This is a genomic window from Rhizobium sp. BK112 (assembly GCF_014193215.1).
GTDB lineage: Bacteria > Pseudomonadota > Alphaproteobacteria > Rhizobiales > Rhizobiaceae > Rhizobium > Rhizobium anhuiense.
In genome coordinates, this window is sequence record NZ_JACHYZ010000005.1 from 54,761 (window position 1) to 79,493 (window position 24,733).

Here is a 24,733-nt window from a genome sequence, read left to right on the forward strand (position 1 = left end):
ATGAAACAAGGCCTCGCACACTCCCGGCGAGGCCTTTTTCGTGGCGCAACAAAAAACCCGGCGCGAAGCCGGGTTTCTGTTCGAAGATGATGGCAGGATTACTGCGCCTTGGCTGCCTTCTGGGCGTCTTCCAGCTTCTTGCGAGCTTCCTCGGCCTTCTTCTGCATGCTGTCCTGCAGGCTGCGCTGGCTTTCAGCGAGCTTGGATTCGGAAACAGGTTCGCCGTCATAAGCGCCGGTGAAGCCTTCAAGCGAAATCTTGATCGGGTTCGGCGCGCGGCGGAAGTTGATCGAGGTGAAGATCACGTCGCTGCCCTTCTTGAGGCTGGCGATCATCGCGTCGGTCAGCGGGATTTCGGCGGTGCACTTATCCGGCAGGCAGACAGCGTAGTCGAGCTTCTGGCCCTTGCCGCCGTCGATCTGCATGATGATGCCCGGAGGAATCAGGCGTGCAGTGGGAACCGAGACCTGCAGGAGCTTGCGGTTGATCTTGCCAGAAACCGAGATCAGGCCGACGGCCGTGACGAGCTGGCCGCCATTGGCGAGGATCAGGTTCTGGACAACACAGATGTCGTTGTCTTCTTGCTTGCTGCAGGTCTTGTACCAGCCGAGCTTCGGCGCACCGGAGGCCTGCGCATCGGCAGGCGCCGGTGCGGCCGCATCCTGGGCAAAGGAGGAGACCGGAGCCGAAGCGGCACCGAACATCACTGCCAGAACGGACAGTGCTGCCCGCATTTTCTTTTCAGACTTGAACATCATAACGAATTCCGTCTCCTGATATCCGTTCGGGGCAGCGTCTTTGCCGCCCCAACCATCGGGTCGTTCGGCACTCCACCTCTTAAAAAAATAAGGCAAATGCATGACCCCGAAACTTCGGGTTCACCTGTTACATCGCAGCGTTCAAGATATCCAGCATTTCTTTGGCAATTTGAGAGGCAATTTCGCAGCCAGATCAAAGAAAACGCCGCTGCGTGTTGGAATCACTCGACCCCATGATAATCTCCCGCGTGAATCATGCCCCGTTTTTCACGGATCAAGGATTGCCGAATGCTCCGGATTATCGTCCCCTTCGTCCTCTCGCTGCTGTGCGGCGCTGTCGCCGCCGAGCCGCTGCACGGCATCGCGATGCACGGTGAGCCGGCTTTGCCGGCGGACTACAAACACTTCCCTTACGTCAATCCCGACGTAAAAAAAGGTGGCAAGATCACCTATGGCGTCGTCGGCACCTTCGACAGCCTCAACCCCTTCATCCTGAAGAGCATGCGCACGACGGCGCGCGGCATGTGGGATCCGGAATATGGGAATCTCGTCTACGAATCGCTGATGCAGCGCTCCAGGGACGAGCCGTTCACGCTCTATGGGCTGCTTGCCGAGACAGTCGAATGGGACGACGACAGAAGCTTCATTCAGTTCAACCTCAATCCGAAGGCGAAATGGGCCGATGGCCAGCCGGTGACGCCCGAAGACGTGATGTTCACCTTCGAACTGATGCGCGACAAGGGCCGCGTGCCCTTCGCCAACCGCCTCAACGTCGTCGCCAAGATGGAGAAGGTCGGCGAACACAGCGTGCGCTTCACCTTCAACGACAAGGCCGATCGCGAAACGCCGCTGATCTTCGGTCTTTTCCCGGTGCTGCCGAAACATGCGATCGATCCTGAAACCTTCGACCGTTCGTCCTTGACGCCGCCGGTCGGCTCCGGTCCCTACAAGGTAAAGACGGTGAAGCCCGGCGAGAGCATCACCTATGAGCGCGACCCGAATTATTGGGGCAAGGACATTCCCGCCAAGGTCGGTACCGACAATTACGACCAGATCACCGTCCAGTATTTCCTGCAGGACACGACGCTGTTCGAGGCCTTCAAGAAGGGCGATGTCGACATCTATCCCGACGGCAATCCCGGCCATTGGGCCAATGCCTATAATTTCCCCGCCGTCACCTCGGGGGCCGTGGTCAAGGACACATTCACGCCGAAACTGCCGAGCGGCATGCTCGGCTTCGTGTTCAACACGCGCCGGCCGATCTTTGCCGATCTCAAGGTGCGCGAAGGCCTGTCGCTGGTGTTCGATTTCGAATGGGCGAACAAAAACCTCTATTCCGGCGCCTACAAGCGCACGCAGAGCTTCTGGCAGAATTCCGAACTGTCGAGTTTCGGAGTTCCCGCCAATGCAGCCGAGCTTGCCCTGCTCGGGCCGATCAAGGACAAAATCGCGCCGGAGATTCTCGACGGCACCTACAAGCTGCCGGTGACCGACGGCTCCGGCCGCGACCGCAACGTGCTGAAGCAGGCCGTCGAACTGCTGAAACAGGGCGGATATACGATCCAGGGCGGCAAGATGCTCGATGCCTCCGGCCGCCAGCTCGCCTTCGAAATCATGACGCAGAATGCCGACCAGGAGAAGCTTGCCGTCGCCTATCAGCGTTCGCTGCAGACGATCGGCATCGCCGCTTCAATCCGCACCGTCGACGATTCGCAGTATCAGAGCCGGACGAACAGCTTCGACTACGACATGATCATCAAGTCCTATACGTCTTCGCTGTCACCCGGAAACGAACAGCTTGGCCGCTGGTCTTCAGCCGCCAAAACCCGCGAAGGCACCGACAGTTTCGCCGGTGTCGCCGCCCCCGATATCGACACGCTGATCGACCATCTGCTTCGGGCGCGCTCGGCCGAGGATTTCACCGCGGCGGTGCGCTCCTACGACCGGCTGCTGCTTTCAGGCCACTATGTGCTGCCGCTCTACCACATCGACCAGCAATGGGTGGCGCGCAGCAAGCGCATCGGCCGTCCCGACAGCGTGCCGCTCTACGGCTATCAGCTGCCGGTATGGTGGGATACGAGCGTGCAGTAAGAATCAGCCGAACCGCCAGCCAAATGTCTCCCTTGGGAGACGCATGAGAATAAGGAAAATCATCATGGAGCGTATCACCATCGACGTCGTCTCGGATGTCGTCTGCCCCTGGTGCTATCTCGGCAAGGCGCGGTTGGAGCTCGCCATCGCCGAGGTGCAGGACCAAATCGGGGTCGACATCAACTGGCGGCCGTACCGGCTCAATCCCGACTATCCCAAGGAAGGCGTCGACCAGAAGAAGGCGCTGGCTGAGAAGCTCGGCGGCGAGGAGCGCGTGGCGCAAGCGCACAAAATGCTCACCGATTACGGCCGCGAGGTCGGCATCGCCTTCGATTTCGAGGCGATCAAGATCGGCCCCAACACGCTCGATGCGCATCGACTGATCCATTGGGCGATGATCGAAGGCCGCGAGAAACAGGACAAGGTCGTTGGCGCGCTGTTCAAGGCGAATTTCGAGGAAGGCCGCAATGTCGGCGACCACGCCGTGTTGCTCGATATCGCCGAAAAGGCCGGCCTCGACCGCTCGGTCATCGCCTCGTTGCTCGCCTCCGACGCCGATCGCGACCTGATCGTCGCCGAGATCAAAGCGGCGCAGGAGATGGGCGTCAACGGCGTACCGTTTTTCATCTTCGACCAGCAATATGCCGTCAGCGGCGCGCAGACGCCCGACGTGCTGGCCAATGCGTTGCGCGATATCGCCAAGGCAAAGGCCGAGGCGCGGTCGGGGCTCAACTAACAGGCGGCAAAGCCCGACAACAGACTTGGCTTTGCTCAGCCCAGAATCGGAACGCAGCGCACCTCGGTCTTCACCGAATTGGCGATGAAACATTCGTCGTGGGCGCGATGATGCAGGGCTTCGAGTTCACTTAGGGAAGGCTGCTTTTCGCCGCTAAAGACGACATGCGGTTTCAACGTCACCACGGTCATGGCAAGACGGCCTTCGGCATTCTTCTCCATGATGCCCTCGGCGGCATCGGTGTAGCTGTCGACGCAAAAGCGCTGTTTGGCGGCGATCGACAGGAACCAGAGCATGTGGCAGCTGGAGAGCGAAGCGACGAAAGCCTCCTCCGGATCCACCGCGTCCTCGGCCGAATAGGGCAATGGGACGACATGCGAGGAAGAAGACGCCCTCACCTCAATGCCGCCGTCGAAGGTCCAGCAGTGGGCGCGGCTGTAGCGGTTGTCGGTGAAAGTCTCGCCGTTCCGCTGCCACACGATCGTCGCGCCATATGTCGCCATCTTCGTCTCCCTCTGCCTACTTCGCCATCTCGGCCAGTTGCGTCATGATCACCGCGGCGCCTTGCAGGCGTTTTTCCGGGGTCGGCAGGTCGCGGGTCAGGAACAGGCTGTGATCGGGGCGGATCTTCGCCATCGTGCCCTGCTTGCCGATATAACCGACGAGGTTTGCCGGATTGGGGAATTCCTTGTTGCGGAACTGCACGACGACGCCTTTCGGGCCGGCATCGAGCTTTTCGACATTGGCGGTACGGCAGAGCGACTTGATATAGACGATCTTCAAGAGATGCTGGACTTCGATCGGCATCGGGCCGAAGCGGTCGATCATCTCGGCGCCGAAGCCATCGATCTCCTTGAGCTCGGTGACTTCGCCGAGACGCCGGTAGAGCGCCATACGCAGATGCAGGTCCGGTACGTAATTTTCCGGGATCATCACCGTCGTGCCGACGGAGATCTGCGGCGACCAACCGGTGTCGTGGATCTCGTCGACGCCCTTGACCTCGGCGACCGCCTCTTCCAGCATCTGCTGATAGAGCTCGAAACCGACCTCCTTGATATGACCGGACTGCTCCTCGCCAAGCAGGTTGCCGGCGCCGCGGATGTCTAGGTCGTGGCTCGCCAGCTGGAAGCCGGCGCCGAGCGTATCCAGCGATTGCAGCACCTTGAGGCGGCGCTCGGCGGTTGCCGTCAGCACCTTATTGACCGGCAGGGTGAAGAGCGCAAAGGCGCGCACCTTCGAGCGGCCGACGCGGCCCCGCAGCTGATAGAGCTGGGCTAAGCCGAACATATCGGCGCGGTGAACGATCAGCGTGTTGGCTGTCGGCACGTCAAGGCCGGATTCGACGATGGTGGTCGACAACAGCACGTCGTAGCGGCCTTCATAGAAGGCGTTCATGATATCTTCGAGTTCGCCGGCCGGCATCTGGCCATGGGCGATCGCCACCTTCAGCTCCGGCACATCCGACTGCAGGAAGGCACTGATATCCTCGAGGTCGGCAAGCCTGGGGCAGACATAGAAGCTCTGGCCGCCGCGATAATGCTCGCGCATCAGCGTCTCGCGGATGACAAGACTGTCGAACGGCGAGATGAAGGTGCGCACCGCCATGCGGTCGACCGGGGGCGTGGTGATCAGCGACAATTCGCGCACGCCGGTCATGGCAAGCTGCAGCGTGCGCGGGATCGGGGTTGCCGACAGCGTCAGCACGTGCACGTCGCTCTTCAGCTCCTTCAGCCGCTCCTTGTGCTTGACGCCGAAATGCTGCTCTTCGTCGATGACGAGCAGGCCGAGATTGGCGAATTTGATGCCGGCGCCAAGCAGCGCATGGGTGCCGACGACGATATCGGTCTTGCCGTCCGCGACTTCCTTCTTGGTCAGCGCCAGCTCCTTGGCCCCGACGAGGCGCGAGGCCTGCTGGACACGCACCGGCAGGCCACGGAAACGTTCGGAAAAGGTCTTGAAGTGCTGGCGGGCGAGCAATGTCGTCGGCACGACGACGGCGACCTGGACGCCATTCATCGCTGCGACGAAGGCGGCGCGCAGCGCCACTTCGGTCTTGCCGAAGCCGACGTCGCCGCAGACGAGGCGGTCCATCGGCCGGCCGGCACCGAGATCGGAGCGCACCGCCTCGATGGCGTTATCCTGGTCCTCGGTCTCGTCATAGGGGAAGCGCGCGGCGAATTCGTCGTAGAGGCCGTCCGGCGTCGTCAGCATCGGCGCGTGGCGCGTCAGGCGCTCGGCGGCGATGCGGATCAGTGCATCGGCCATGTCGAGCAGGCGCTTCTTCAGCTTGGCCTTGCGCATCTGCCAGGCGCCGCCGCCGAGCTTGTCGAGCTGGGCGTCGGTGCCCTCGCCGCCGTAGCGCGAGAGCAGGTCGATGTTTTCGACCGGCAGGAAGAGCTTGGCCTCGTCGGCATATTGCAGCTCGAGGCAGGCATGCGGCGCACCGGCCGCCTCGATGGTCCGCAGCCCGACGAAGCGGCCGATGCCGTGTTCGGCATGGACGACGATCGAGCCCTCATCGAGGCCCGCAACCTCGGAGATGAAATCGGCGGCGCGTTTGCGGCGTTTGGAGCGGCGCACCATGCGGTCGCCCAATATATCCTGCTCGCCGATGACGACGAGGTCGCCGGCCTCGAAGCCGGATTCGAGGCTGAGCACGGCCGCGGCCGCCTCGCCTCTCGCCAGCGAACCGACATCCTTCAGCGCCTCGACCGGCTTGACCTTTTCCAGGCCATGTTCGTTCAGCACCTGCAGCAGGCGTTCCAGCGAACCTTCGGTCCAGGCGGTGACCAGCACTTTCGCGCCGGCGGCACGCCGATCGGCAATATGCTTGACGACGACGTCGAAGATGTTGATGCGTTCGGCATCGCCGCCGCCCTCGGCGTTCGAACGGGCCCAACGCTGGCCCTGGCGGGCATCGACATTGACGACCCGCCTCGCCTCGCCCTCATGCTCGTTGAAGGGGCTGATGCGGATTGCGCCGAGCGCGTCGAGGGTTTTGACGAAAAGCTTGCTGTCGAGATAGAGCTGGCCCGGCGTCACCGGCTTGTACGGCGTGCCCTGGTTCACCTGGCCCTTGGCCGGCTGGCCGGAATTCAGACGGGCATCGTAATAGTCGAAAACGAGCTTGGAGCGCTCCTCCGCCGCCTCGCGCACCGTGTGGTCGATGACGATACGGAAGCCGCTGAGATAATCGAAGACGGTATCGAGCTTCTCGTAGAAGAGCGGCAGCCAATGCTCCATGCCGGGGTAACGGCGGCCTTCGGACACGGCGAGATAGAGCGCGTCGTCGCGGGTGGTGGCGCCGAAAGCCGAAAGGTAATTCTTGCGGAAGCGACTGATCGTATCCGGCGTCAGCGTCACCTCGCTCATCGGATTGAGATCGAGGGAGCGCACCTGCCCGATCGTGCGCTGGCTGGCCGGATCGAAGCTGCGGATCGATTCCAGCGTGTCGCCGAAGAAATCCAGGCGGACCGGCTCTTCCGAACCCGGCACGAAGACATCGAGAATGCCGCCCCGCACGGCATATTCGCCGACCTCGCGAACGGTCGCGACGCGTTCAAAGCCGTTGCGCTCCAGGCGGCCGGCGAGATCGTCCATGCGCAGCTGGTTGCCGGGACGGGCCGAAAAGCTGAGGCTCTCGATGACATCCTGCGGCGCCACCTTCTGCAGCATGGCATTGGCGGTGACGAGCACGATTGCGGCATGCGGCTTCTTGCGATGGGCAATCAGGCCGCCAAGTGCGGCTAGCCGGCGGGCCGACGTGTCGGCGCTCGGCGAGACGCGGTCATAGGGCAGACAGTCCCAGGCCGGCAGGGTGAGAACCGGAATGTCGGGGGCGACGAAACCGAGCATCTGTTCGAGATCGGCCATGCGGTGGCCATCCGACATGACATAGGCGACCGGCTCTCCCGTTCGAGCGAGCTCGGCGAGCAGCAGCGTCTCCAGACCTGCCGGCACATTGCCGATCGTCAGCGGCTCGGCAATGGCCGCAAGCTTCTTCGCATCGAAACCAGGGATCATTCCGGCGTCCTGAGGGGCTTGTCGAAATCGGGCTTATAGGCGGCGATGCGGGCAAACATCGGTGTCTGGAAACGCTCGGGCACCGGCCATGTTCCCATGATCCAGCGAACGAGATCATTGTCCTCTTCGGCCATGATCGTCTCGAACTCGTCGAGTTCGGCTTCCGACAGCGTGGCGACCTCGGCTTCGGCGAACTGGCCGAAGACCAGATCCATCTCGCGGATGCCGCGATGCCAGCAGCGGAAAAGGATCCTGCGGCGGCGCGGGTCGAGACCGGCACTCGTGAGCGTGACACCTGTCATGGCATTACCTTCCTGTTGATGCGCCTCTATAGACCCTGGAAAGCGGCTTGTCAGCCTTGCCAAGGCCGCATTGTTCATCGCATTTTGGCCGCATGCGCCCCGCCATTCTCGATCCTCTGTTTTCCCCCATTTCGGGCCTTCCGGGCGTCGGTCCGAAGATCGCCGAGCTGCTGGTGAAGCTGCTCGGGCGCGAGACTCTGGAGGATTGCCGGGTCATCGACCTCCTCTTCCACGCACCCTTTTCGCTGATCGACCGGCGCAACCAGCCGGGAATCGCGCGCGCGCCGCAGGGGGCGATCGTGACGATCACGGCGCGCGTCGACCGGCACCAGGTACCGCCGCGCGGCAAAAGCAATATCCCTTACCGCGTCTTCCTGCATGACGAAACCGGCGAGCTGACGCTGGTCTTCTTCCGCGGACAGGCGGCATGGCTGGAAAAGCAGCTGCCGATCGATGCCGAGGTGACGGTCAGCGGCAAGATCGACTGGTTCAACGGCCGCGCCTCGATGGTGCATCCCGATTATATCGTCAGGGCCGACGAGGCGGAGAGCCTGCCGCTGGTCGAGCCGATCTATCCCCTGACGGCGGGGCTCTCGCCGAAGACGCTGCGCAAGATCATCGACGCCGGCCTGCCGCGCTTTCCCGAGCTGCCGGAATGGATCGATCTCTCGCTGACACAGAAGCAGGGCCTGCCGTCGATCCGCGACAGCTTCCACATGCTGCACGAGCCGCGCGACCCCACCGATATCGACCCGCAGGCCCCTGCCCGGCGGCGGCTTGCCTATGACGAGTTCCTCGCCGGCCAGCTGTCGCTGAGCCTGGTGCGGCAGAGGCTGCGCAAGGTGGCGGGCCAGCCGGTGCATGCCACAGGTGCCGTTAGCGGCAAGATCCTGAAAACCTTGCCCTTCTCGCTCACGACAAGCCAGAACGAGGCGATCGCCGAAGTTTTGAAGGACATGGCCGGCAACGAGCGCATGCTGCGACTGCTGCAGGGCGATGTCGGCTCCGGCAAGACGCTGGTGGCGCTGATGGCGATGGCGGCGGTGATCGAGAGCGGCGGCCAGGCCGTGCTGATGGCGCCGACCGAAATCCTGGCGCGGCAGCACCACGCGACGATCTCGAAATTCGCCGCCGCCGCCGGGCTTGGCATCGAGGTGCTGACCGGGCGCACCAAGGGACGCGAACGGGAGGAGATCCAGGAGCGCATCGCCTCGGGTGCTGCACAGATCGTCATCGGCACACATGCGCTGTTCCAGGACAGCGTCACCTACGCCAATCTGATGCTTGCCGTCGTCGACGAACAACACCGTTTCGGCGTGCATCAGCGGCTGCGGCTGACGGCCAAGGGCATCTCACCGCATATGCTTGTCATGACGGCGACGCCGATCCCGCGCACCCTGGTGCTTGCCGCCTTCGGCGATATGGACGTCTCCAAGCTCACCGAGAAACCGGCCGGCCGCAAGCCGATCCAGACGATCACCGTGCCGATGGAACGAACCGGCGAAATCGTCGGGCGGCTGCAAAGCGCGATCGCCGAAGGCAAGAAGGCCTATTGGATCTGCCCGCTGGTCGAGGAGTCCGAAGAGCTCGACCTGATGTCGGCCGAGGAGCGGCATGCGACGCTCACCGCCGCGCTCGGCCCCGATATCGGCCTCATCCATGGCCGGATGAGCGGACCGGAGAAGGATGCGGCGATGTTGGCGTTCAAGAACGGCGAGACCCGGCTGCTCGTCGCCACGACAGTCGTTGAGGTCGGCGTCGACGTGCCGGATGCAACGATCATGGTGATCGAACATGCCGAACGCTTCGGCTTGGCGCAATTGCACCAGCTGCGCGGCCGGGTCGGGCGCGGCGACGAGGCCTCGACCTGCATTCTGCTCTATAAGGGGCCGCTCGGCGAGACCGGTCATGCCAGGCTCTCGATCATGCGCGAGACGGAAGACGGTTTCCGCATCGCCGAGGAGGACCTGAAGCTGCGCGGCGAAGGCGAATTGCTCGGCACAAGACAATCCGGCACGCCGGGTTTCCGCATCGCCAGCCTCGAGGCGCATGCCGACCTGCTGGAGATCGCCCGCAAGGATGCCGCCTATCTGATCGAGCGCGATCCGGAGCTGACCGGTGAAAGAGGACAGGCGATCCGCACCCTGCTCTATCTTTTCCGCCGTGACGAGGCGATCCGGTTTTTGAGAGCGGGTTGAAACGCGACGCCGCAGCGTTGGGCGACAGGCATCAATCCGCCTTGGAAACCGCCACCGGCTTTGGCCGCGGCAAATGCTTCTGCTTCGGATCGGCCGGCTTGTGTTCGGGCGCCACAAGCCCGCCTGAAATCAGGAACTTGGCGGCGTCTTCCGGCGACATATCGAGCATGACGATCTTCTCGCGCGGCACGAAGATGAGGAAGCCCGCCGTCGGCACCGGCGTCGGCGGCAGGAAGACGGCGACCATATCCTGGCCCATGGCATCGAACTTCGAAGCGATTTCGCCCTTGGCGTCTGTGGCGATGAAGATCAGCGCCCAGAGGCCTGGACCCGGATATTCGATGAGGCCGACCTTCTTGAAAGAGTTCGCCTGCTCCTTCAGCACGGTTTCGAAAATCTGCTTCACGCTTCTGTAGATTGTGCGCACCAGCGGCATGCGCTGGACGATCGATTCGCCGAAGCGGACGATACTCTGGCCAATCAGGTTCTTGCCGAGAAAGCCGACGACGGTGATCAGCACGACGGCGATCAGCAGGCCGAAACCGGGAATGGCGAAATTGAGATAACTTTCCGGATTCCAGCGCGCCGGAATATAGGGCCTGACCCAGCTGTCCGACCAGTGGATGAATGTCCAGGTCAGCCAGATAGTGATCGCGATCGGGGCGCAGATGATCAGCCCTGCGAGAAAATTATTCCTCAGCCGGGTCGCGACCGGCATTCTGGGGGTGTTGTCGGTCATCGTTTCCTGATGAACTCCATCTCAGTCGTGGACAGGCCGGAACGCCGGCCCTTCCCCCTTGTCCGCACACCAAAATTGCCAGAATTCGGGACGTCGCACAATATGTTTCGGCGCGACGATCCCGGCGTTGCAGGCTTATTCCACGGTCACGGATTTCGCCAGGTTGCGCGGCTGGTCGACATCGGTGCCCATGAAGACGGCGGTGTGATAGGCGAGCAGCTGGATCGGCAACGAGAAGATCATCGGCGCGATGATTTCATCGACCACAGGCAGGGTGATCGTTGCCATGGTCGGCAGTTTCGAGGCGCTAGCACCGGCCTCGTCCGTGATGAAGATAATGCGGCCGCCGCGGGCTGCGACCTCCTGCATGTTCGAGACGGTCTTTTCGAAGAAACGGTCATAGGGGGCGATGACGATGACAGGCATGTTCTCATCGATCAACGCGATCGGTCCATGCTTCAACTCACCGGCGGCATAACCTTCGGCATGGATATAGGAGATTTCCTTGAGCTTCAGCGCGCCTTCCATGGCGAGCGGGAAGCTGGTCCCGCGGCCGAGATAAAGTACGTCCTTGCACTTCGACAGCTCGCGCGACAGGCTTTCCATCTGCGGCTGGATCAGGTTCAGCACCCGGCTCATGATGCGCGGCATTTCGGCGAGATGGCGCACCAGCGCCCTCTCCTCCTCCGCAGTCACCGTGCCGCGCGCCTTGCCGGCGCCGATCGCCAGCGACGCCAGCACGGCAAGCTGGCAAGTGAAGGCCTTGGTGGAGGCGACACCGATTTCGGGGCCGGCCATGATCGGGAAGACGGCGTCGGATTCGCGCGCGATCGTCGATTCGCGGACATTGACGACGGCGCCGATCTTCAGCCCGTTGTCCCGGCAATAGCGCAGCGATGCCAGTGTGTCGGCGGTCTCGCCTGATTGCGAGATGAAGAGTGCCGCCTGCGACGGCGACAGCGGCATTTCGCGGTAGCGGAATTCGGAGGCGACGTCGATTTCAACAGGCAGGCGGGCATAACGCTCGAACCAGTATTTGCCGACGAGACCGGCGAGATAGGCAGTGCCGCAAGCCGAGATCGCCAGGCCGGTCGTCGCCTTGAAGTCGATCGCCGCGGCATTGGCGCCGATGGTGTTTGCGGCGAAATCGACATAGTGGCTGAGCGCGTGGGAAATCACCTCCGGCTGCTCGTAGATTTCCTTTTCCATGAAATGGCGATGGTTGCCCTTGTCGACGACATAGGCGGTCGCCTGCGAGATCTGGCGGGCGCGCTTGACCGGCTTGCCGGCGAAATCGAGCACCGACACGCCGTCGCGGGTGAGGACGGCGCAATCGCCGTCGACGAGATAGCTGATCTCGTTGGTGAAGGGCGACAGCGCGATCGCATCCGAGCCGAGGAACATCTCGCCGCGGCCGTAGCCGACGGCAAGCGGCGGGCCGGAACGGGCGGCCATGATCGTGCCGGGATCGGCCTTCAGCATGACGGCCAGCGCATAGGCGCCGGTCACCCGGTTCAGCATCTTCAGCATGGCGGCGCGCGGCTCCAGGCCTTCGCGCAGATATTTCGCCATCAGATGAGCGACAACCTCCGTGTCGGTCTGGGTTTCGAAGACCGAACCCTCTTCCGTCAACTCGTCGCGAAGCTCGGAAAAATTCTCGATGATGCCGTTATGGACAACGGCCACTCCCTCGACGAAATGCGGATGGGCATTGGTCTCATTGGGAACGCCGTGGGTCGCCCAGCGTGTATGGGCGATTCCGACGGTGCCGGGCAGTGGTTCGGTGTCGAGGCGCTTTTCCAGATTGAACAGCTTACCCTCGGCGCGGCGGCGATCCATCACGCCGTCATGAATGGTGGCGACGCCGGCGGAATCATAGCCGCGATATTCGAGACGCTTCAGCGCATCGACCAGGCGCCCGGCAACAGGCTGATTTCCGACGATCCCCACAATGCCGCACATATAGTATCCTCATTCGTCTGCGCAATTCCGGACGCAAAACCGCTAGCGCACTTTTGCTGGAATTGCTTCAGGCTTCGACAATGAGGCCAGTCCTAGCGATTCCTGCTTATTTCTCAATCACCTCGGCGGTCACTTTCAATTTCCGCCGGTTACGCAAGGCCGGTCAGCCCTTCGCTTTCTTCGCCGCCTTGATGGCGAGCGCCCGTTCGCGCAACAGGGTCGCGCGGCCGGGTTTGATCTCCTGCCGGGCACGTCCTAGCGCCAGCGCATCGGCCGGCACATCGACGGTGATGACGCTGCCGGAGCCGACATAGGCGCCCTCGCCGATCGTCACCGGCGCGACCAGCGACGAGTTGGACCCGATGAAAGCGTTTTCGCCGATCACCGTCTCGCTCTTGTTGACGCCGTCATAGTTGCAGGTGATCGTGCCGGCGCCGATATTGCTGCCGGCGCCGATGACGGCATCGCCGATATAGGTGAGATGATTGACCTTGGCGCCCTCACCGAGCCGGCCGTTCTTGACCTCGCAGAAATTGCCGACCTTGGCGCCGCGGGCGAGGTCGGCACCCGGCCGCAGCCGGGCGAAGGGGCCGACCGTCGCGCCTTGGCTGACATGGGCGCCTTCGATATGCGAGAAGGCATGAATGACGGCGCCGCTGTCGATCACCGCGCCGGGACCGAAGACAACATTCGGCTCGATCAGCGCATCCTGGCCGATGACGGTATCGTAGGCGAGAAAGACGGTTTCCGGGGCGATCATGGTGACGCCTGAAAGCATCATCTCGTGGCGGCGGCGCTCCTGCCAGAAGCGCTCGATAACGGCGAGTTCGGCACGGGTGTTGCAGCCGGTCATCTCGATCTCGGGGGCATCGACCGCGGTGACGCGTCCGCCGAGTGATCTGGCGATCTCGACGAGATCGGTCAGGTAGAATTCGCCCTTGGCATTGGCATTGCCGATGCGCGAGAGAAGGTCGAGCGCCTTGCGGCCGTTGATCGCCATCAGCCCGCTGTTGCACCAGGTGACGGTGCGCTCGGCATCGGTCGCATCCTTTTCCTCGCGGATGGCGATGAGTTCGCCATCCTTGACGAGCAGGCGGCCATAGCCGGTCGGGCGGTCGGTGTGGAAGCCGATGACGACGACGTCGCTGCCGTCGGCCAGGCCCTGGCGGGCGGCCTTTAGCGGCCCGTCGGTCTGGAGCGGCACGTCGCCATAGGTGACGAGGATATCGTCATAACCCTTGGCGATCGCTTCGCGCGCCGCCAGCACCGCGTGGCCCGTGCCGAGGCGTTCCTTCTGCAGATAGGATTGGATGCCGACGCCGGCAACGCTTCCAGCCTTTGCCACCTCCTCGGCATCGCGGCCGACGACAAGCGCCACGGATGAGATGCCGGCGGAGGCGACCGCATCGACCACATGGGCGATCATCGGCCGTCCGGCGACGGGATGCAGCACCTTCGATTTCGAGGATTTCATCCGCGTGCTGTCACCGGCGGCAAGGATGACGGCAAGACAAGTGCGTTCCATGATGTGCTCCGCGAATCCGCGCCATGAGGCGGCTTTGTTGCCTCTTACTGCATAATTCCTGAAATCGGAATCGATTTGAGGATAAAATTGCACAGCAGTTCAGAGTGCCGCAGCGTGCCTTGCGCGTCTGAAGAAAGGCCTGGCGCTGTCGATAGGCAGAACCTTCACAAAGGTGAAATTGCCGCCGAAATCGGCCCTGTCACAGCCTCCGAACCGCGAGCCGCGAAGGCCTCGTGCACATGATGGCGGCCGTCCAGGATGACGTCCTCCATTGCGCGGCGCGCGGCAGCGCTATCGCCGGAAACGATGGCATCGACGATGCGCATATGGGTGTCGGCGATATTGGCGAAGCCGTTTTCGGTTGGCGGTGTGCTCATCCGGAACATGCCGACGAGGGCCGCTTCGATGAGGCTGCCCAAGGTGCGCATGAAGGGATTGTGCGAGGCTTCGGCGATCGCCAGGTGGAAACGAAGGTCGGCGAGCGCCAGGCTGTCGGCCGTATGGCCGCTTGCCGCCATATCGAGCGCCAGCCCCCGCAGCGTCTCGATATCCTCGGCATTCGCCCGTTCGGCGACGAGACTGGCGGCGAAGGGTTCGACAGCGAGGCGGATATCATAAAGCTGCAGCAGGAATTCTTCCGTCACGCCGTTGTCGAAGTGCCAGGCGATGATCTCGCTGTCGAACATGTTCCAGAGGTTCTTTTCGGTCACACGTGTGCCGACCCGCGCCTTGGCGACGACCATGCCCTTGGCGGCGAGCGTCTTCATCGTCTCGCGCAACACGGTGCGGGACACTTTGAAGCGTTGCGCCAGTTCCGTATCGCCCGGCAGGATCGAGCCGACAGGATAGGTGCCGGCAACGATCGCCTTGCCGAGCTCATCGACCACCTGCGCATGGCTCGTCCGGGTTCTGCGTCCGGTCTTCCGTGTCTCGTCCAATTTGTTGCGCAAGCGATCCGTCTCCCCCTCAGGCATACCTCTTGTTCAGACTGGAAAGGAACAGGATAGCCTTCTGCATCAGAATGAATGCAAACAGCAGGAGGCCGATCAGGATCTTGGTCCACCAGCTCGACAGCGTGCCGTCGAAGGTGATGTAGGTCTGAATGAGCCCCTGGATCAGGATACCGATCAAGGTTCCCGCCACGAATCCCGCTCCCCCGGTCAGCAGCGTCCCTCCAATGACGACTGCCGCGATCGCATCGAGCTCGACGCCGACTGCTGCAAGGGAATATCCAGCAGAGGTGTATAGCGAAAAAACGATTCCGGATAGACCCGCAAGAAAACCCGACAGCGCGTAGATCTGGATCGTCGTACGGCCGACCGGCACGCCCATCAGCCGCGCCGTCTGCGGACCGCCGCCGAGGGCATAGACATTGGTGCCGAAGCGGGTGCGCTGGGCGATGAAGATGCCGACGGCAAAGACCAGAAGCATGATGCCGCCGATCAGCGTCAGCCGGCCGCCGCCGGGCAGACGGTAATAGAGGCTCGTCAGCGTCGAATAATATTCGTTATCGATCGGGATGCTGTCGATCGACAGCACGAAAGCCATGCCGCGCGCCAGGAACATGCCGGCGAGCGTAACGATGAAGGCCGGCATGTCGAGATAGTGGATGATCGCGCCCATGATACCGCCAAAGGCAGTGGTGATGACGAGCACGAGGGCGAAGGCGAGCAGCGGATGGATCGAGGTGTTCTGCAGGATCACCGCAAGGAAGACGCCGGTGAAGGCGATGACCGAACCGATCGACAGATCGATGCCGCCGGAGATGATGACAAAGGTCATGCCGACGGCGGCGATGCCGAGAAAGGCATTGTCGGTCAGGAGATTGCCGATGACGCGCGTCGACAGCATGTTCGGATATTGCAGCGTGCAGCCGGCATAGGCGAGCACGAAGATGACGATGGTCGCAAGCAGCGGCAGGTATTTGGAGTTCATTTCGACTGCTCCCTTCCGCCCTGCCGGCGGCTGGCAAAGATAGCGAGCGATTGCACCGCCGGCGACTGGATGACGAGGATGACGATAATGATGACGGCCTTGATGATCAGGTTGAATTCGGGCGGGAAGCCGGAAGACAGGATGCCTGTATTCACCGCCTGGATGATCATCGCGCCGATCAGCGATCCGAGAATGCTGAAACGGCCGCCGAGCAGAGAATTGCCGCCGACGACGACGGCGAGGATGGCGTCGAGTTCCAGCCAGAGGCCGGCATTATTGGCATCGGCGCCCTTGATGTCGGCGGCGACGATGACGCCTGCAATCGAGGCGCAGAGGCCGCTCAGCATATAGACAGCCATCAGCAGTACCGGCGTCTGAATGCCGGAGAGCGTGCTGGCGCGGCGATTGATTCCGACGGCCTCGATCAGCATGCCGAGCGCCGTGCGGCGGACAAGCAAAATGACGAGCAGGCCGACGAGAATCCAGGTGACGACAGGCATCGGCAGAAGCAGCAGCGAACCGCTGCCGAAGAAGGTCAGCCCGTCATCGTTGAAGGTCAGGATGGCGCCTTCGGTGATGAGCTGGGCGATGCCGCGGCCGGCCACCATCAGCACCAGCGTCGCAATGATCGGCTGGATGTTCAGGACAGCCACCAGAAAACCGTTCCAGACGCCGCAGGCAAGCCCAATAGAAAGCGTTAGGATAACGGTATAAGCAACTGAATTTCCAGACACAATCGACGATGCGGCGACAGCGCCGCAGATCGCGATGACCGCACCGACGGAAAGGTCGATGCCCTTGGTGGCAATCACCAGCGTCATGCCGATCGCCAGCAGCGCCACCGGCGCGCCGCGGTTGAGCACATCGATCAGGCTGCCATACAGCCGGTCATTTTGAACCACGACATTAAAAAACTGCGGCGACGTGATGAAATTCAACAAAAGAATGACAACAAGCGCAATCAATTGCGGCGCCAGGCGATAGGCCAGCGCCTTCAGCGAGGACCTCATGCCTCCTCCATCTTATGTTCGGCGGCGGCAATGGCTTCGACGATGCCGGCGGCCGTGATACGTTCGCCTGTCAATTCGGCGATATGCTGCCGGTCGCGAAGGACGATGACACGTGAACTATAGGCGACAAGCTCTTCAAGTTCCGAGGAAATCACGATCAGCGACATGCCGCCGGCACAGAGCTCTTCGATCAGCTTGATGATCTCGGCATGGGCGCCGACATCGATGCCGCGGGTCGGCTCGTCGAGGATCAGAAACTTCGGATTGGTCGCCAACCAGCGGGCGAGGATCGCCTTCTGCTGATTGCCGCCGGAAAGCAGGCGAATCGGCTTTTCGCGATCGGTGGTGCGGATATCGAGCGCCTTGATGTAGCGGTCGGCGAGCGCGTTCTGTTCGGCGCGCGAGAGCGGCCGGGTCCAGCCGCGGCGGGCCTGCAGCGCAAGCGCGATGTTTTCCCTGATCGACAGGTCGCCGATGATGCCATCGGTCTTGCGGTCCTCGGGGCAGAAGCCAAAGTCCTTTTCGATTGCGGCGCGCGGGCTCGAAAGCGTCACAGGCTGGCCGTCGATCGTGGCGCTGCCGCTGTCGGCGTGTTCGATGCCGAACAGGAGTTCGGCGGTTTCGGTCCGGCCGGAGCCGAGCAGCCCGGCAATGCCGACCACCTCTCCGGCCCGCACCTCAAGGTCGAAGGGTTTGACTTTGCCGCGTTTGCCGTAGCCTGAAAAACGGTATCGGACTTCGCCTGCCGCGTGGCTGCGTTCCTTCACCGCCTCCTCGACATGCGCCAGTTCGCGGCCGAGCATCATGGCGATCAGGCCCTGGCGCGGCAGATCGGCAGCGTCACGGGTGCCGACGAGCTTGCCGTTGCGCAGCACGGTGATCCGGTCGCTGATCGCATAGACCTGCTCGAGAAAATGGGTGATAAAGACGATGCCCAGCCCACGCTGCTTCAGGTCCTCGATGATGCGGAAGAGCAGCGCCACCTCCTGATTGTCGAGGCTTGCCGTCGGCTCATCGAGGATCAGTACCTTGCCTGAGAGATCAACGGCACGGGCGATGGCAACCACTTGCTGGACGGCGACGGAGAAACGGCTGAGTTCGGCGGTGACGTCGATATCGATGCCATAGCCGGCAAGCAGATCGCGCGCCTTGCGGTTCATCGCCCTGACGTCGGTCATGCCGAAACGCCTCGGCTGGCGTCCGAGAAAGAGATTTTCGGCGACGCTCAGATTGGAAAGGAGATTGACCTCCTGGTAGACCGTGCCGATGCCGAGCTTCTGGGCGGCGAGCGTATTGGCCGGATTGATTTCCTGGCCGTCCAGCATCAGGCTGCCTTCGTCACGATGGTAGGCGCCGGTGATGCACTTGATCAGCGTCGATTTGCCGGCGCCGTTTTCGCCGAGCAATGCATGAACCTCGCCACGGCGCAGCGTGAAATCCACCTTATCCAGTGCGACGGCGCCGGGGAAGAATTTCGATATGCCGGAGGCTGCGAGAATATTCTCGAAATTGTGAACCATGAGGGCTGCTGTTTCCTGATATTGCGCCTTACGCCTGTGCCAAAACCGGGCATGATGCCCGGCCGGCACCGGCAGTTCCGCACCGGTCCATGATGGGCCGGTGCGGTTCCAGGTTCAATCAGTAGCCCTGACCCTTCTTCTCCTCATAGACCTTCATCGGGTCGTCGGCAGGCGTGTAGAGCTTGGACTCGGTCTGGATCCATTTCGCCGGAGCCTTCTTGTCCTTCAGGTAGGCATCGAGCGCATCGAAGGCCGGACCTGCCATATTCGGCGTCAGCTCGACCGTGGCATTGGCCTCACCTTCCGACATGGCCTTGAAAATGTCAGGCACGGCGTCGATGGAGACGACGAGGATATCCTTGCCGGGCTTCAGGCCGGCTTCCTTGATCGCCTGGATGGCGCCGACCGCCATATCGTCGTTATGGGCGTAGAGAGCGCAGATATCCTTGCCGCCGTTCTCGGCCTTCAGGAAGCTTTCCATGACTTCCTTGCCCTTGGTGCGGGTGAAGTCACCGGTCTGGCTACGAACGATCTTCAGGTTGTCGTGGCCGGCAAGAGCCTCTTCGAAGCCCTTCTTGCGGGCGATGGCCGGCGACGAACCGGTGGTGCCCTGCAGCTCGACGACGTTGCACTTCTTGTCGCCGACGGTCTTGACCAGGAAGTCGCCTGCAACCTTGCCTTCATGAACCAGATCCGACGTAACCGCCGTCAGGTACAGATCGTCGGGAGCCTTGATGGTACGGTCGAGAAGGATGACCGGAATCTTGGCTTCCTTGGCTTCCTTGAGAACGTCGTCCCAGCCGGTTTCGACGACCGGAGCAATGAGAATGGCATCGACGCCCTGAGCAATGAACGAACGCAGAGCCTTGATCTGGTTTTCCTGCTTCTGCTGCGCATCGGCAAATTTCAGATCGATGCCGCGCTTCTTGGCCTGCTCCTTGGTCACGGTCGTTTCAGCCGCACGCCAGCCCGATTCCGAGCCGATCTGCGAGAAGCCGACAGTGAGGCCGGCGGCCGAAGCCGAACCGAACATGCAGGCAGCCAGAATCGTGGCACTCAAAAGTGCAGTCTTCAATTTCATGATTTCCTCCCAATGCCGCATCTCGCGGCGCAGGGTCAAAAAATCATATAGTATTACTTTTGTAAATCGGAATCTTGGGATGCGCTGCAGCAAAAAAAAGAGCGCCCACAGGGGGGCGCCCTTCGCAACTGCGAATTGAATGCGGCTTATTGCGCGGGCAGCTTGTCGTCGACGCCTTCGACGTAGAAGTTCATGCCGAGCAGCGTACCGTCGTCGGCCTTTTCGCCGGCCTTCAGCCAAGGTGTGCCGTCCTGCTTGTTGATCGGACCGGTGAAGGGATGCAGTTCGCCGGACTTGATTTTGGCTTCGGTCTCCTCGGCCATCTTCTTCACGTCGTCAGGCATGTTCGTGTACGGCGCCATCTTCAGGATGCCGTCCTTCAGGCCATCCCAGCTCTGCTCGGACTTCCAGGTGCCGTCCAGAAGCGCGTGAACGCGCTTGGAGTAATAGGTACCCCAGGTATCGACGATCGCCGTCAGCTGCGCCTTCGGGCCTGCTGCGATCATGTCCGACGCCTGACCGAAGGCGTGGATGCCGCGCTCTTCGGCAACCTGCATCGGCGCAGTCGTATCAGTGTGCTGGGTCAGAACGTCGACGCCCTGGTCGATCATCGCCTTGGCGGCATCGGCTTCCTTGCCGGGGTCGAACCAGGTGTTGACCCAGATGACCTTCAGCTTGAAGCTCGGATCGATCGACTTGGCGCCCTGCTCGAAGGAGTTGATGCCCATCACGACTTCAGGAATCGGGAAGGAGGCGATGTAGGCCGCCCCGTGATTCTTCGAGGTCTTCGCGGCGATCTGGCCGAGAATGTAGCGGCCCTCATAGAAACGCGAGTTGTAGGTCGCCAGATTCGGGCCGGACTTGTAGCCGGTGCCGTGCTCGAACTTGACGTCAGGGAACTTGGCGGCGACCTTGACCGTCGCATCCATGAAGCCGAAGGACGTCGTGAAGATCAGCTTGCAGCCGGAACGGGCAAGGCGCTCGATGGCGCGCTCGGCATCCGGGCCTTCCGGCACGTTTTCGAGGTAAGGCGTTTCGATCTTGTCGCCGAACTCGGCCTGGACCTGCTGACGGCCGAGATCGTGGGCCTGCGAATAACCGCCGTCGGTATGCGAACCGACATAGACGAAGCAGATCTTCGTCTTGTCAGCGGCCTGAGCGGCGGAAGAGATGCCAATCACGGCGGCAGCCGAGGCGGCAAGGGCGAATGCGAACTTCTTCATGGTGACCCCTGTTGGTTTGAAGTTATTCCGGAAACCCGTCTTGTGTTGTTGCTTTATCGCTCCGGTACGAAGGCTTTTCCGAGCGACGCGGGCGTGTTGATCAACGTCGTACGCCGATTATGGGAAATGATGATGAGAACCACAATAGTCGCGGCATAGGGCAGCATCGAGAGGAATTGCGAGGGAATGCCGAGACCGAAGGCCTGCGCGTGAAGCTGCAGGATGGTGACCGCGCCGAAGAGATAGCCGCCGGCAAAGACCCGCCATGGCCGCCAAGAGGCGAAGACCACCAGCGCCAGAGTGATCCAGCCGCGGCCGGCCGACATGTTCTCCGCCCATTGCGGTGTGTAAACCAGCGAAAGCTGCGCGCCGGCAAGACCGGCGCAGGCGCCCCCGAACATCACCGCCAGGTAGCGCGTGCGGATGACGTGAATGCCGAGCGCATGGGCCGAACCGTGATTGTCGCCGATCGCCCTGAGCTTCAGCCCGGTCCGGCTGCGAAACAGGAACCAGCTGACGCCAACCACAAGCGCGATCGACAGGTAGAAGATCAGATCCTGGCTGAAGAGAACGTGGCCGACGACCGGAATATCCGACAGGACGGGAATGACGATCTCTCCAAGCCGGATGCCGGGCACGCTGACATAGGCTTCGCCGAGCATGCCGGATGCGCCGAGGCCGAGTAGGGTGAGCGCCAGCCCGGTCGCCACCTGGTTTGCCACCAGCGTCAGCGTCAGGAAGGCGAACAGGAGAGAAAACAGCGCACCCGCCGCAATGCCGCAGACAATGCCGATATAGGGCGAGCCCGAGTTCTGCGCACCGGCAAATGCGGCAACCGCGCCCATGATCATCATGCCCTCGACACCGAGATTGAGAACGCCGGAGCGCTCGGTCACGAGTTCGCCGAGTGCCGCGATGACGAGCGGCGTCGAGGCGGTGATGACGGTCAGCAGAATGGCTTCGAAGATGCTCATGCCGCCCCACCCCTTAACCGCGACCAGACAATGCGGATTTTGTAATAGATCAGCGTATCGCAGGAGAGCACGAAGAACAGCAGCAGCCCCTGGAAGACGCGGGTGACCTTGTCGGAAACGCCGAGCGAAAGCTGTGCTGCCTCGCCGCCGAGATAGGTCAGCGCCAGCACCAGGCCGGATGCGATGATGCCGAGCGGATTGAGGCGGCCGAGGAAGGCGACGATGATGGCGGTGAAGCCGTAGCCCGGCGAGATTGCCGGCTGCAGATGGCCGATCGAGCCTGAGACCTCACTGATGCCGGCAAGGCCGGCCAGCGCGCCCGAAAAGAGAAAGCTGAACCAGATCATCTTCTTCGACGAAAAGCCGGCAAAGCGCCCTGCCCGCTCGGATTGGCCGAGCACGACGATTTCGAAACCTTTCAGCGTATAGCGCAGCATGAACCAGACGCCGATCGCCGCAATGATGGCGAAGATGAAGGCCCAGTGGGCGCGGCCAGATTCTTCCCAGATCGCCGGCAGCACCGCTTCCGGTGCGAAATCACGCGAGACCGGAAAATTGAAGCCCTTCGGATCGCGCCAGGCGCCGCGGATCAGCCAGTCGAGGAAGAGCTGGGCGATATAGACCAGCATCAGCGATGTCAGGATCTCATTGGTGTTGAAATGCGCCTTCAGCAGCGCCGGAATGGCGGCAAAAAGCGCACCGCCAAATGCACCAAGGATCAGCATCAGCGGCAGCACCAGCGGTGAATGCCAGTCGTAGAAGACGATCGGCAGATAGGAACCGGTGATGGCGCCGATGGTGAACTGGCCTTCGGCGCCGATATTCCAATTGTTCGAGCGGTAGCAGACGGCAAGGCCGACGGCGATCAGGATCAGCGGAGCGGCCTTGATCGCCAATTCGTGCAGCGACCAGACCTCGAGCAGCGGCTCGATGAAGAAGGCGTCGAGGGCCTCGACCGGGTCCTTGCCGAGCATGGCGAACATGATGGCGCCAAAGGCCAGCGTCAGGACAAGGGCCAGGAGCGGCGAGACGAAAGCGTAGAGCTTCGAGACGTCGGGGCGTTTTTCAAGTTCAATGCGCATGGGGCGCCTCGGGTACAGAGCTGCTCTCGTGCAGGCCGCCCATCAGCAGGCCGATCTTTTCCCGCGTCAGTTCGCCCGCCGGGAACGGGCGGGAAAGACGGCCCTCGGAGATGACGGCGATATCGGTCGCCACTTCGAAAATCTCGTCGAGATCCTGGCTGATGACGACGACGGCCGAACCGCTCCGTGCCAGATCGACCAGGGCCTGGCGGATGCGGCTTGCCGCCCCGGCATCGACGCCCCAGGTCGGCTGGTTGACGACGAGAACCGCCGGCTGGCGGTCGAGCTCGCGGCCGACGATGAATTTCTGCAGATTGCCGCCTGATAAGGAGCCGGCGGCAGGATCATCGCCGCTCTTGCGGACATCCATGGCCTCGGAAATGCGCCGTGCGGCAGATTTCACCGCAGCGTGGCGGATGATGCCGAGCAGGCCCAGAAACGCCTTGCGGTCAGACTGGCTGCGGGCGAGGACGAGATTATCCGAGAGTTTCATGGCGGAGACGGCGGCATGGCCGTGACGCTCCTCCGGTACGAAGCCGGCGCCGAGAAGACGGCGGGCGGTAATGCCCTGATTGCCCACGTGCTTTTTGCGGATGACGATCGCCTCTGCCGAGGCGACCGGATATTCACCGGACAATGCATCGAAGAGTTCGCTCTGGCCGTTGCCGGCGACACCGGCAATGGCGAGAATTTCACCCGAGCGCACCGCCATAGACACATCGCGCAGCGGCATGGCGAAGGGGGTGCGGGCAGAGACGGAAAGATTGGCGACGGCAAGCTGTACCTCGCCTTTGTCGCTGCGTTCCGGGTGGGTCACCGTCGCCACTTCGCTGCCGACCATCATGCGGGCGAGCGATGCCGGCGTTTCCTGCCTGGGATCGCAGGCGCCGGTCACGCGGCCATGGCGCAGCACAGTGGCGCGATCGCAGATGCGCTGCACCTCTTCCAGGCGATGGCTGATATAAAGAACAGAACGCCCTTCGGCACGCAGCTTGAACAGCGTCTCGAACAGCTTGTCGGCCTCCTGCGGCGTCAGCACCGAGGTCGGCTCGTCGAGGATGATCAGCTTCGGGTTCTGCAGCAGCGCGCGGACGATCTCGATGCGCTGGCGCTCGCCGACCGAGAGATCGGCGACATGGGCATGCGGATCGAGCGGCAGGCCGTAGGCGACCGACAGCGCCCTCGCCTCCTCGGCGATCCGGTCGATCGGGATGCCGTCATCGAGCGACAGCGCGATGTTTTCGGCAACCGTCAGCGCCTCGAACAGCGAAAAATGCTGGAAGACCATGCCGATGCCGAGCTTGCGGGCTTCGCCCGGCGAGGTGATCGCAACCGGCTGGCCCTGCCACAGGATATGCCCGCCCGTCGGCTCGAGAACGCCGAACAGCATCTTCACCAGAGTGGATTTGCCTGCACCATTTTCGCCGAGAAGCGCGTGAATTTCGCCCGGCGCGATATCGAGATCGATTTCATTGCAGGCGGCAAAGCTTCCGAAGAACTTCGTCAGCTTCTGGACCGATAATAACGCACCGGAATCCGGCACATTCAATGGCGACACGTTCCCCTCATTTCTT

Annotated in this window: 19 protein-coding genes; 3 read left to right on the top strand and 16 right to left on the bottom strand. The window is 62.2% G+C overall.

The window, feature by feature from the left end; all coding sequences use genetic code 11:
- Positions 1-98: 98 nt before the first annotated feature.
- Positions 99-758, bottom strand: coding sequence for an invasion associated locus B family protein (locus tag FHT75_RS15635; protein WP_047615121.1), 660 nt, complete (start codon positions 756-758; stop codon positions 99-101).
- Between the two features lie 288 nt (positions 759-1,046).
- Between FHT75_RS15635 and FHT75_RS15640 the strand changes: the two genes are divergently transcribed.
- Both FHT75_RS15640 and FHT75_RS15645 read left to right on the top strand, forming a co-directional pair.
- Positions 1,047-2,849: an extracellular solute-binding protein gene (locus tag FHT75_RS15640; protein ID WP_097630821.1), complete on the top strand. Its 1,803-nt coding sequence runs from the start codon at positions 1,047-1,049 to the stop codon at positions 2,847-2,849.
- Between the two features lie 64 nt (positions 2,850-2,913).
- Entirely contained in the window at positions 2,914-3,585 is a 672-nt protein-coding gene (locus FHT75_RS15645; RefSeq protein WP_097544251.1) for a DsbA family oxidoreductase, read from the top strand.
- A 35-nt stretch (positions 3,586-3,620) separates the two neighbouring features.
- Here FHT75_RS15645 and FHT75_RS15650 read toward each other — a convergent pair whose 3' ends face one another.
- From FHT75_RS15650 to FHT75_RS15660, 3 genes are read right to left on the bottom strand one after another with little or no spacing between them, the layout of a single operon-like run.
- Entirely contained in the window at positions 3,621-4,088 is a 468-nt protein-coding gene (locus FHT75_RS15650) for an OsmC family protein (protein ID WP_047615425.1), read from the bottom strand.
- Positions 4,089-4,104: 16 nt separating this feature from the next.
- Positions 4,105-7,608, bottom strand: a complete 3,504-nt coding sequence (mfd, locus tag FHT75_RS15655; RefSeq protein ID WP_047615823.1) for a transcription-repair coupling factor — start codon at positions 7,606-7,608, stop codon at positions 4,105-4,107.
- Positions 7,605-7,910 (bottom strand): succinate dehydrogenase assembly factor 2, encoded by a 306-nt coding sequence (locus FHT75_RS15660; RefSeq protein WP_017960426.1) that lies wholly within the window; start codon positions 7,908-7,910, stop codon positions 7,605-7,607. The genes mfd and FHT75_RS15660 overlap by 4 nt, the downstream gene beginning before the upstream one ends.
- A gap of 92 nt (positions 7,911-8,002) precedes the next feature.
- On the opposite strand from FHT75_RS15660, the gene recG reads away from it, so the two are divergent.
- Positions 8,003-10,108, top strand: coding sequence for an ATP-dependent DNA helicase RecG (recG, locus tag FHT75_RS15665; RefSeq protein WP_097630822.1), 2,106 nt, complete (start codon positions 8,003-8,005; stop codon positions 10,106-10,108).
- Between the two features lie 31 nt (positions 10,109-10,139).
- Here the strand turns inward: recG and FHT75_RS15670 are convergent, their stop codons facing one another.
- The 12 genes from FHT75_RS15670 to FHT75_RS15725 form a co-directional block, all read right to left on the bottom strand.
- Positions 10,140-10,847: a DUF502 domain-containing protein gene (locus tag FHT75_RS15670; protein ID WP_047615113.1), complete on the bottom strand. Its 708-nt coding sequence runs from the start codon at positions 10,845-10,847 to the stop codon at positions 10,140-10,142.
- Between the two features lie 135 nt (positions 10,848-10,982).
- A complete protein-coding gene (gene glmS, locus FHT75_RS15675) occupies positions 10,983-12,809 on the bottom strand; it encodes a glutamine--fructose-6-phosphate transaminase (isomerizing) (RefSeq protein WP_047615111.1) in 1,827 nt (608 codons plus the stop codon).
- 163 nt (positions 12,810-12,972) lie between these two features.
- On the bottom strand, positions 12,973-14,334 hold the full coding sequence (gene glmU / locus FHT75_RS15680) for a bifunctional UDP-N-acetylglucosamine diphosphorylase/glucosamine-1-phosphate N-acetyltransferase GlmU (protein WP_097630824.1): 1,362 nt from the start codon (positions 14,332-14,334) through the stop codon (positions 12,973-12,975).
- Positions 14,335-14,498: 164 nt separating this feature from the next.
- Complete coding sequence (locus FHT75_RS15685; protein ID WP_047615420.1) at positions 14,499-15,284, bottom strand: FadR/GntR family transcriptional regulator; 786 nt, start codon at positions 15,282-15,284, stop codon at positions 14,499-14,501.
- A 16-nt stretch (positions 15,285-15,300) separates the two neighbouring features.
- A complete protein-coding gene (yjfF, locus tag FHT75_RS15690; protein WP_047615110.1) occupies positions 15,301-16,269 on the bottom strand; it encodes a galactofuranose ABC transporter, permease protein YjfF in 969 nt (322 codons plus the stop codon).
- Complete coding sequence (locus tag FHT75_RS15695; protein WP_047615108.1) at positions 16,266-17,279, bottom strand: ABC transporter permease; 1,014 nt, start codon at positions 17,277-17,279, stop codon at positions 16,266-16,268. Before FHT75_RS15695 ends, yjfF begins: the two co-directional genes overlap by 4 nt.
- Positions 17,276-18,799: a galactofuranose ABC transporter, ATP-binding protein YtfR gene (ytfR, locus tag FHT75_RS15700; protein WP_097544443.1), complete on the bottom strand. Its 1,524-nt coding sequence runs from the start codon at positions 18,797-18,799 to the stop codon at positions 17,276-17,278. The genes FHT75_RS15695 and ytfR overlap by 4 nt, the downstream gene beginning before the upstream one ends.
- 118 nt (positions 18,800-18,917) lie before the next feature.
- Positions 18,918-19,880 carry a galactofuranose ABC transporter, galactofuranose-binding protein YtfQ gene (gene ytfQ / locus FHT75_RS15705; protein WP_063475569.1) on the bottom strand — a complete coding sequence of 321 codons (963 nt, stop codon included), beginning with the start codon at positions 19,878-19,880 and terminating at the stop codon, positions 18,918-18,920.
- Positions 19,881-20,026: 146 nt separating this feature from the next.
- Positions 20,027-21,103 (bottom strand): BMP family ABC transporter substrate-binding protein, encoded by a 1,077-nt coding sequence (locus tag FHT75_RS15710; protein ID WP_047615813.1) that lies wholly within the window; start codon positions 21,101-21,103, stop codon positions 20,027-20,029.
- 53 nt (positions 21,104-21,156) lie between these two features.
- Complete coding sequence (locus FHT75_RS15715) at positions 21,157-22,077, bottom strand: ABC transporter permease (protein WP_063475568.1); 921 nt, start codon at positions 22,075-22,077, stop codon at positions 21,157-21,159.
- Positions 22,074-23,159, bottom strand: coding sequence for an ABC transporter permease (locus FHT75_RS15720; RefSeq protein WP_097630825.1), 1,086 nt, complete (start codon positions 23,157-23,159; stop codon positions 22,074-22,076). The genes FHT75_RS15715 and FHT75_RS15720 overlap by 4 nt, the downstream gene beginning before the upstream one ends.
- Positions 23,149-24,717: an ABC transporter ATP-binding protein gene (locus FHT75_RS15725; protein WP_097630826.1), complete on the bottom strand. Its 1,569-nt coding sequence runs from the start codon at positions 24,715-24,717 to the stop codon at positions 23,149-23,151. Before FHT75_RS15725 ends, FHT75_RS15720 begins: the two co-directional genes overlap by 11 nt.
- Positions 24,718-24,733: the final 16 nt, after the last annotated feature.

Bases quoted from the DNA above. Each gene is read 5' to 3' on its own strand.
- FHT75_RS15635 (WP_047615121.1), bottom strand. From the start codon at position 758: ATGATGTTCAAGTCTGAAAAGAAAATGCGGGCAGCACTGTCCGTTCTG.
- FHT75_RS15640 (WP_097630821.1), top strand. From the start codon at position 1,047: ATGCTCCGGATTATCGTCCCCTTCGTCCTCTCGCTGCTGTGCGGCGCT.
- FHT75_RS15645 (WP_097544251.1), top strand. From the start codon at position 2,914: ATGGAGCGTATCACCATCGACGTCGTCTCGGATGTCGTCTGCCCCTGG.
- FHT75_RS15650 (WP_047615425.1), bottom strand. From the start codon at position 4,088: ATGGCGACATATGGCGCGACGATCGTGTGGCAGCGGAACGGCGAGACT.
- mfd (WP_047615823.1), bottom strand. From the start codon at position 7,608: ATGATCCCTGGTTTCGATGCGAAGAAGCTTGCGGCCATTGCCGAGCCG.
- FHT75_RS15660 (WP_017960426.1), bottom strand. From the start codon at position 7,910: ATGACAGGTGTCACGCTCACGAGTGCCGGTCTCGACCCGCGCCGCCGC.
- recG (WP_097630822.1), top strand. From the start codon at position 8,003: ATGCGCCCCGCCATTCTCGATCCTCTGTTTTCCCCCATTTCGGGCCTT.
- FHT75_RS15670 (WP_047615113.1), bottom strand. From the start codon at position 10,847: ATGACCGACAACACCCCCAGAATGCCGGTCGCGACCCGGCTGAGGAAT.
- glmS (WP_047615111.1), bottom strand. From the start codon at position 12,809: ATGTGCGGCATTGTGGGGATCGTCGGAAATCAGCCTGTTGCCGGGCGC.
- glmU (WP_097630824.1), bottom strand. From the start codon at position 14,334: ATGGAACGCACTTGTCTTGCCGTCATCCTTGCCGCCGGTGACAGCACG.
- yjfF (WP_047615110.1), bottom strand. From the start codon at position 16,269: ATGAACTCCAAATACCTGCCGCTGCTTGCGACCATCGTCATCTTCGTG.
- FHT75_RS15695 (WP_047615108.1), bottom strand. From the start codon at position 17,279: ATGAGGTCCTCGCTGAAGGCGCTGGCCTATCGCCTGGCGCCGCAATTG.
- ytfR (WP_097544443.1), bottom strand. From the start codon at position 18,799: ATGGTTCACAATTTCGAGAATATTCTCGCAGCCTCCGGCATATCGAAA.
- ytfQ (WP_063475569.1), bottom strand. From the start codon at position 19,880: ATGAAATTGAAGACTGCACTTTTGAGTGCCACGATTCTGGCTGCCTGC.
- FHT75_RS15710 (WP_047615813.1), bottom strand. From the start codon at position 21,103: ATGAAGAAGTTCGCATTCGCCCTTGCCGCCTCGGCTGCCGCCGTGATT.
- FHT75_RS15715 (WP_063475568.1), bottom strand. From the start codon at position 22,077: ATGAGCATCTTCGAAGCCATTCTGCTGACCGTCATCACCGCCTCGACG.
- FHT75_RS15720 (WP_097630825.1), bottom strand. From the start codon at position 23,159: ATGCGCATTGAACTTGAAAAACGCCCCGACGTCTCGAAGCTCTACGCT.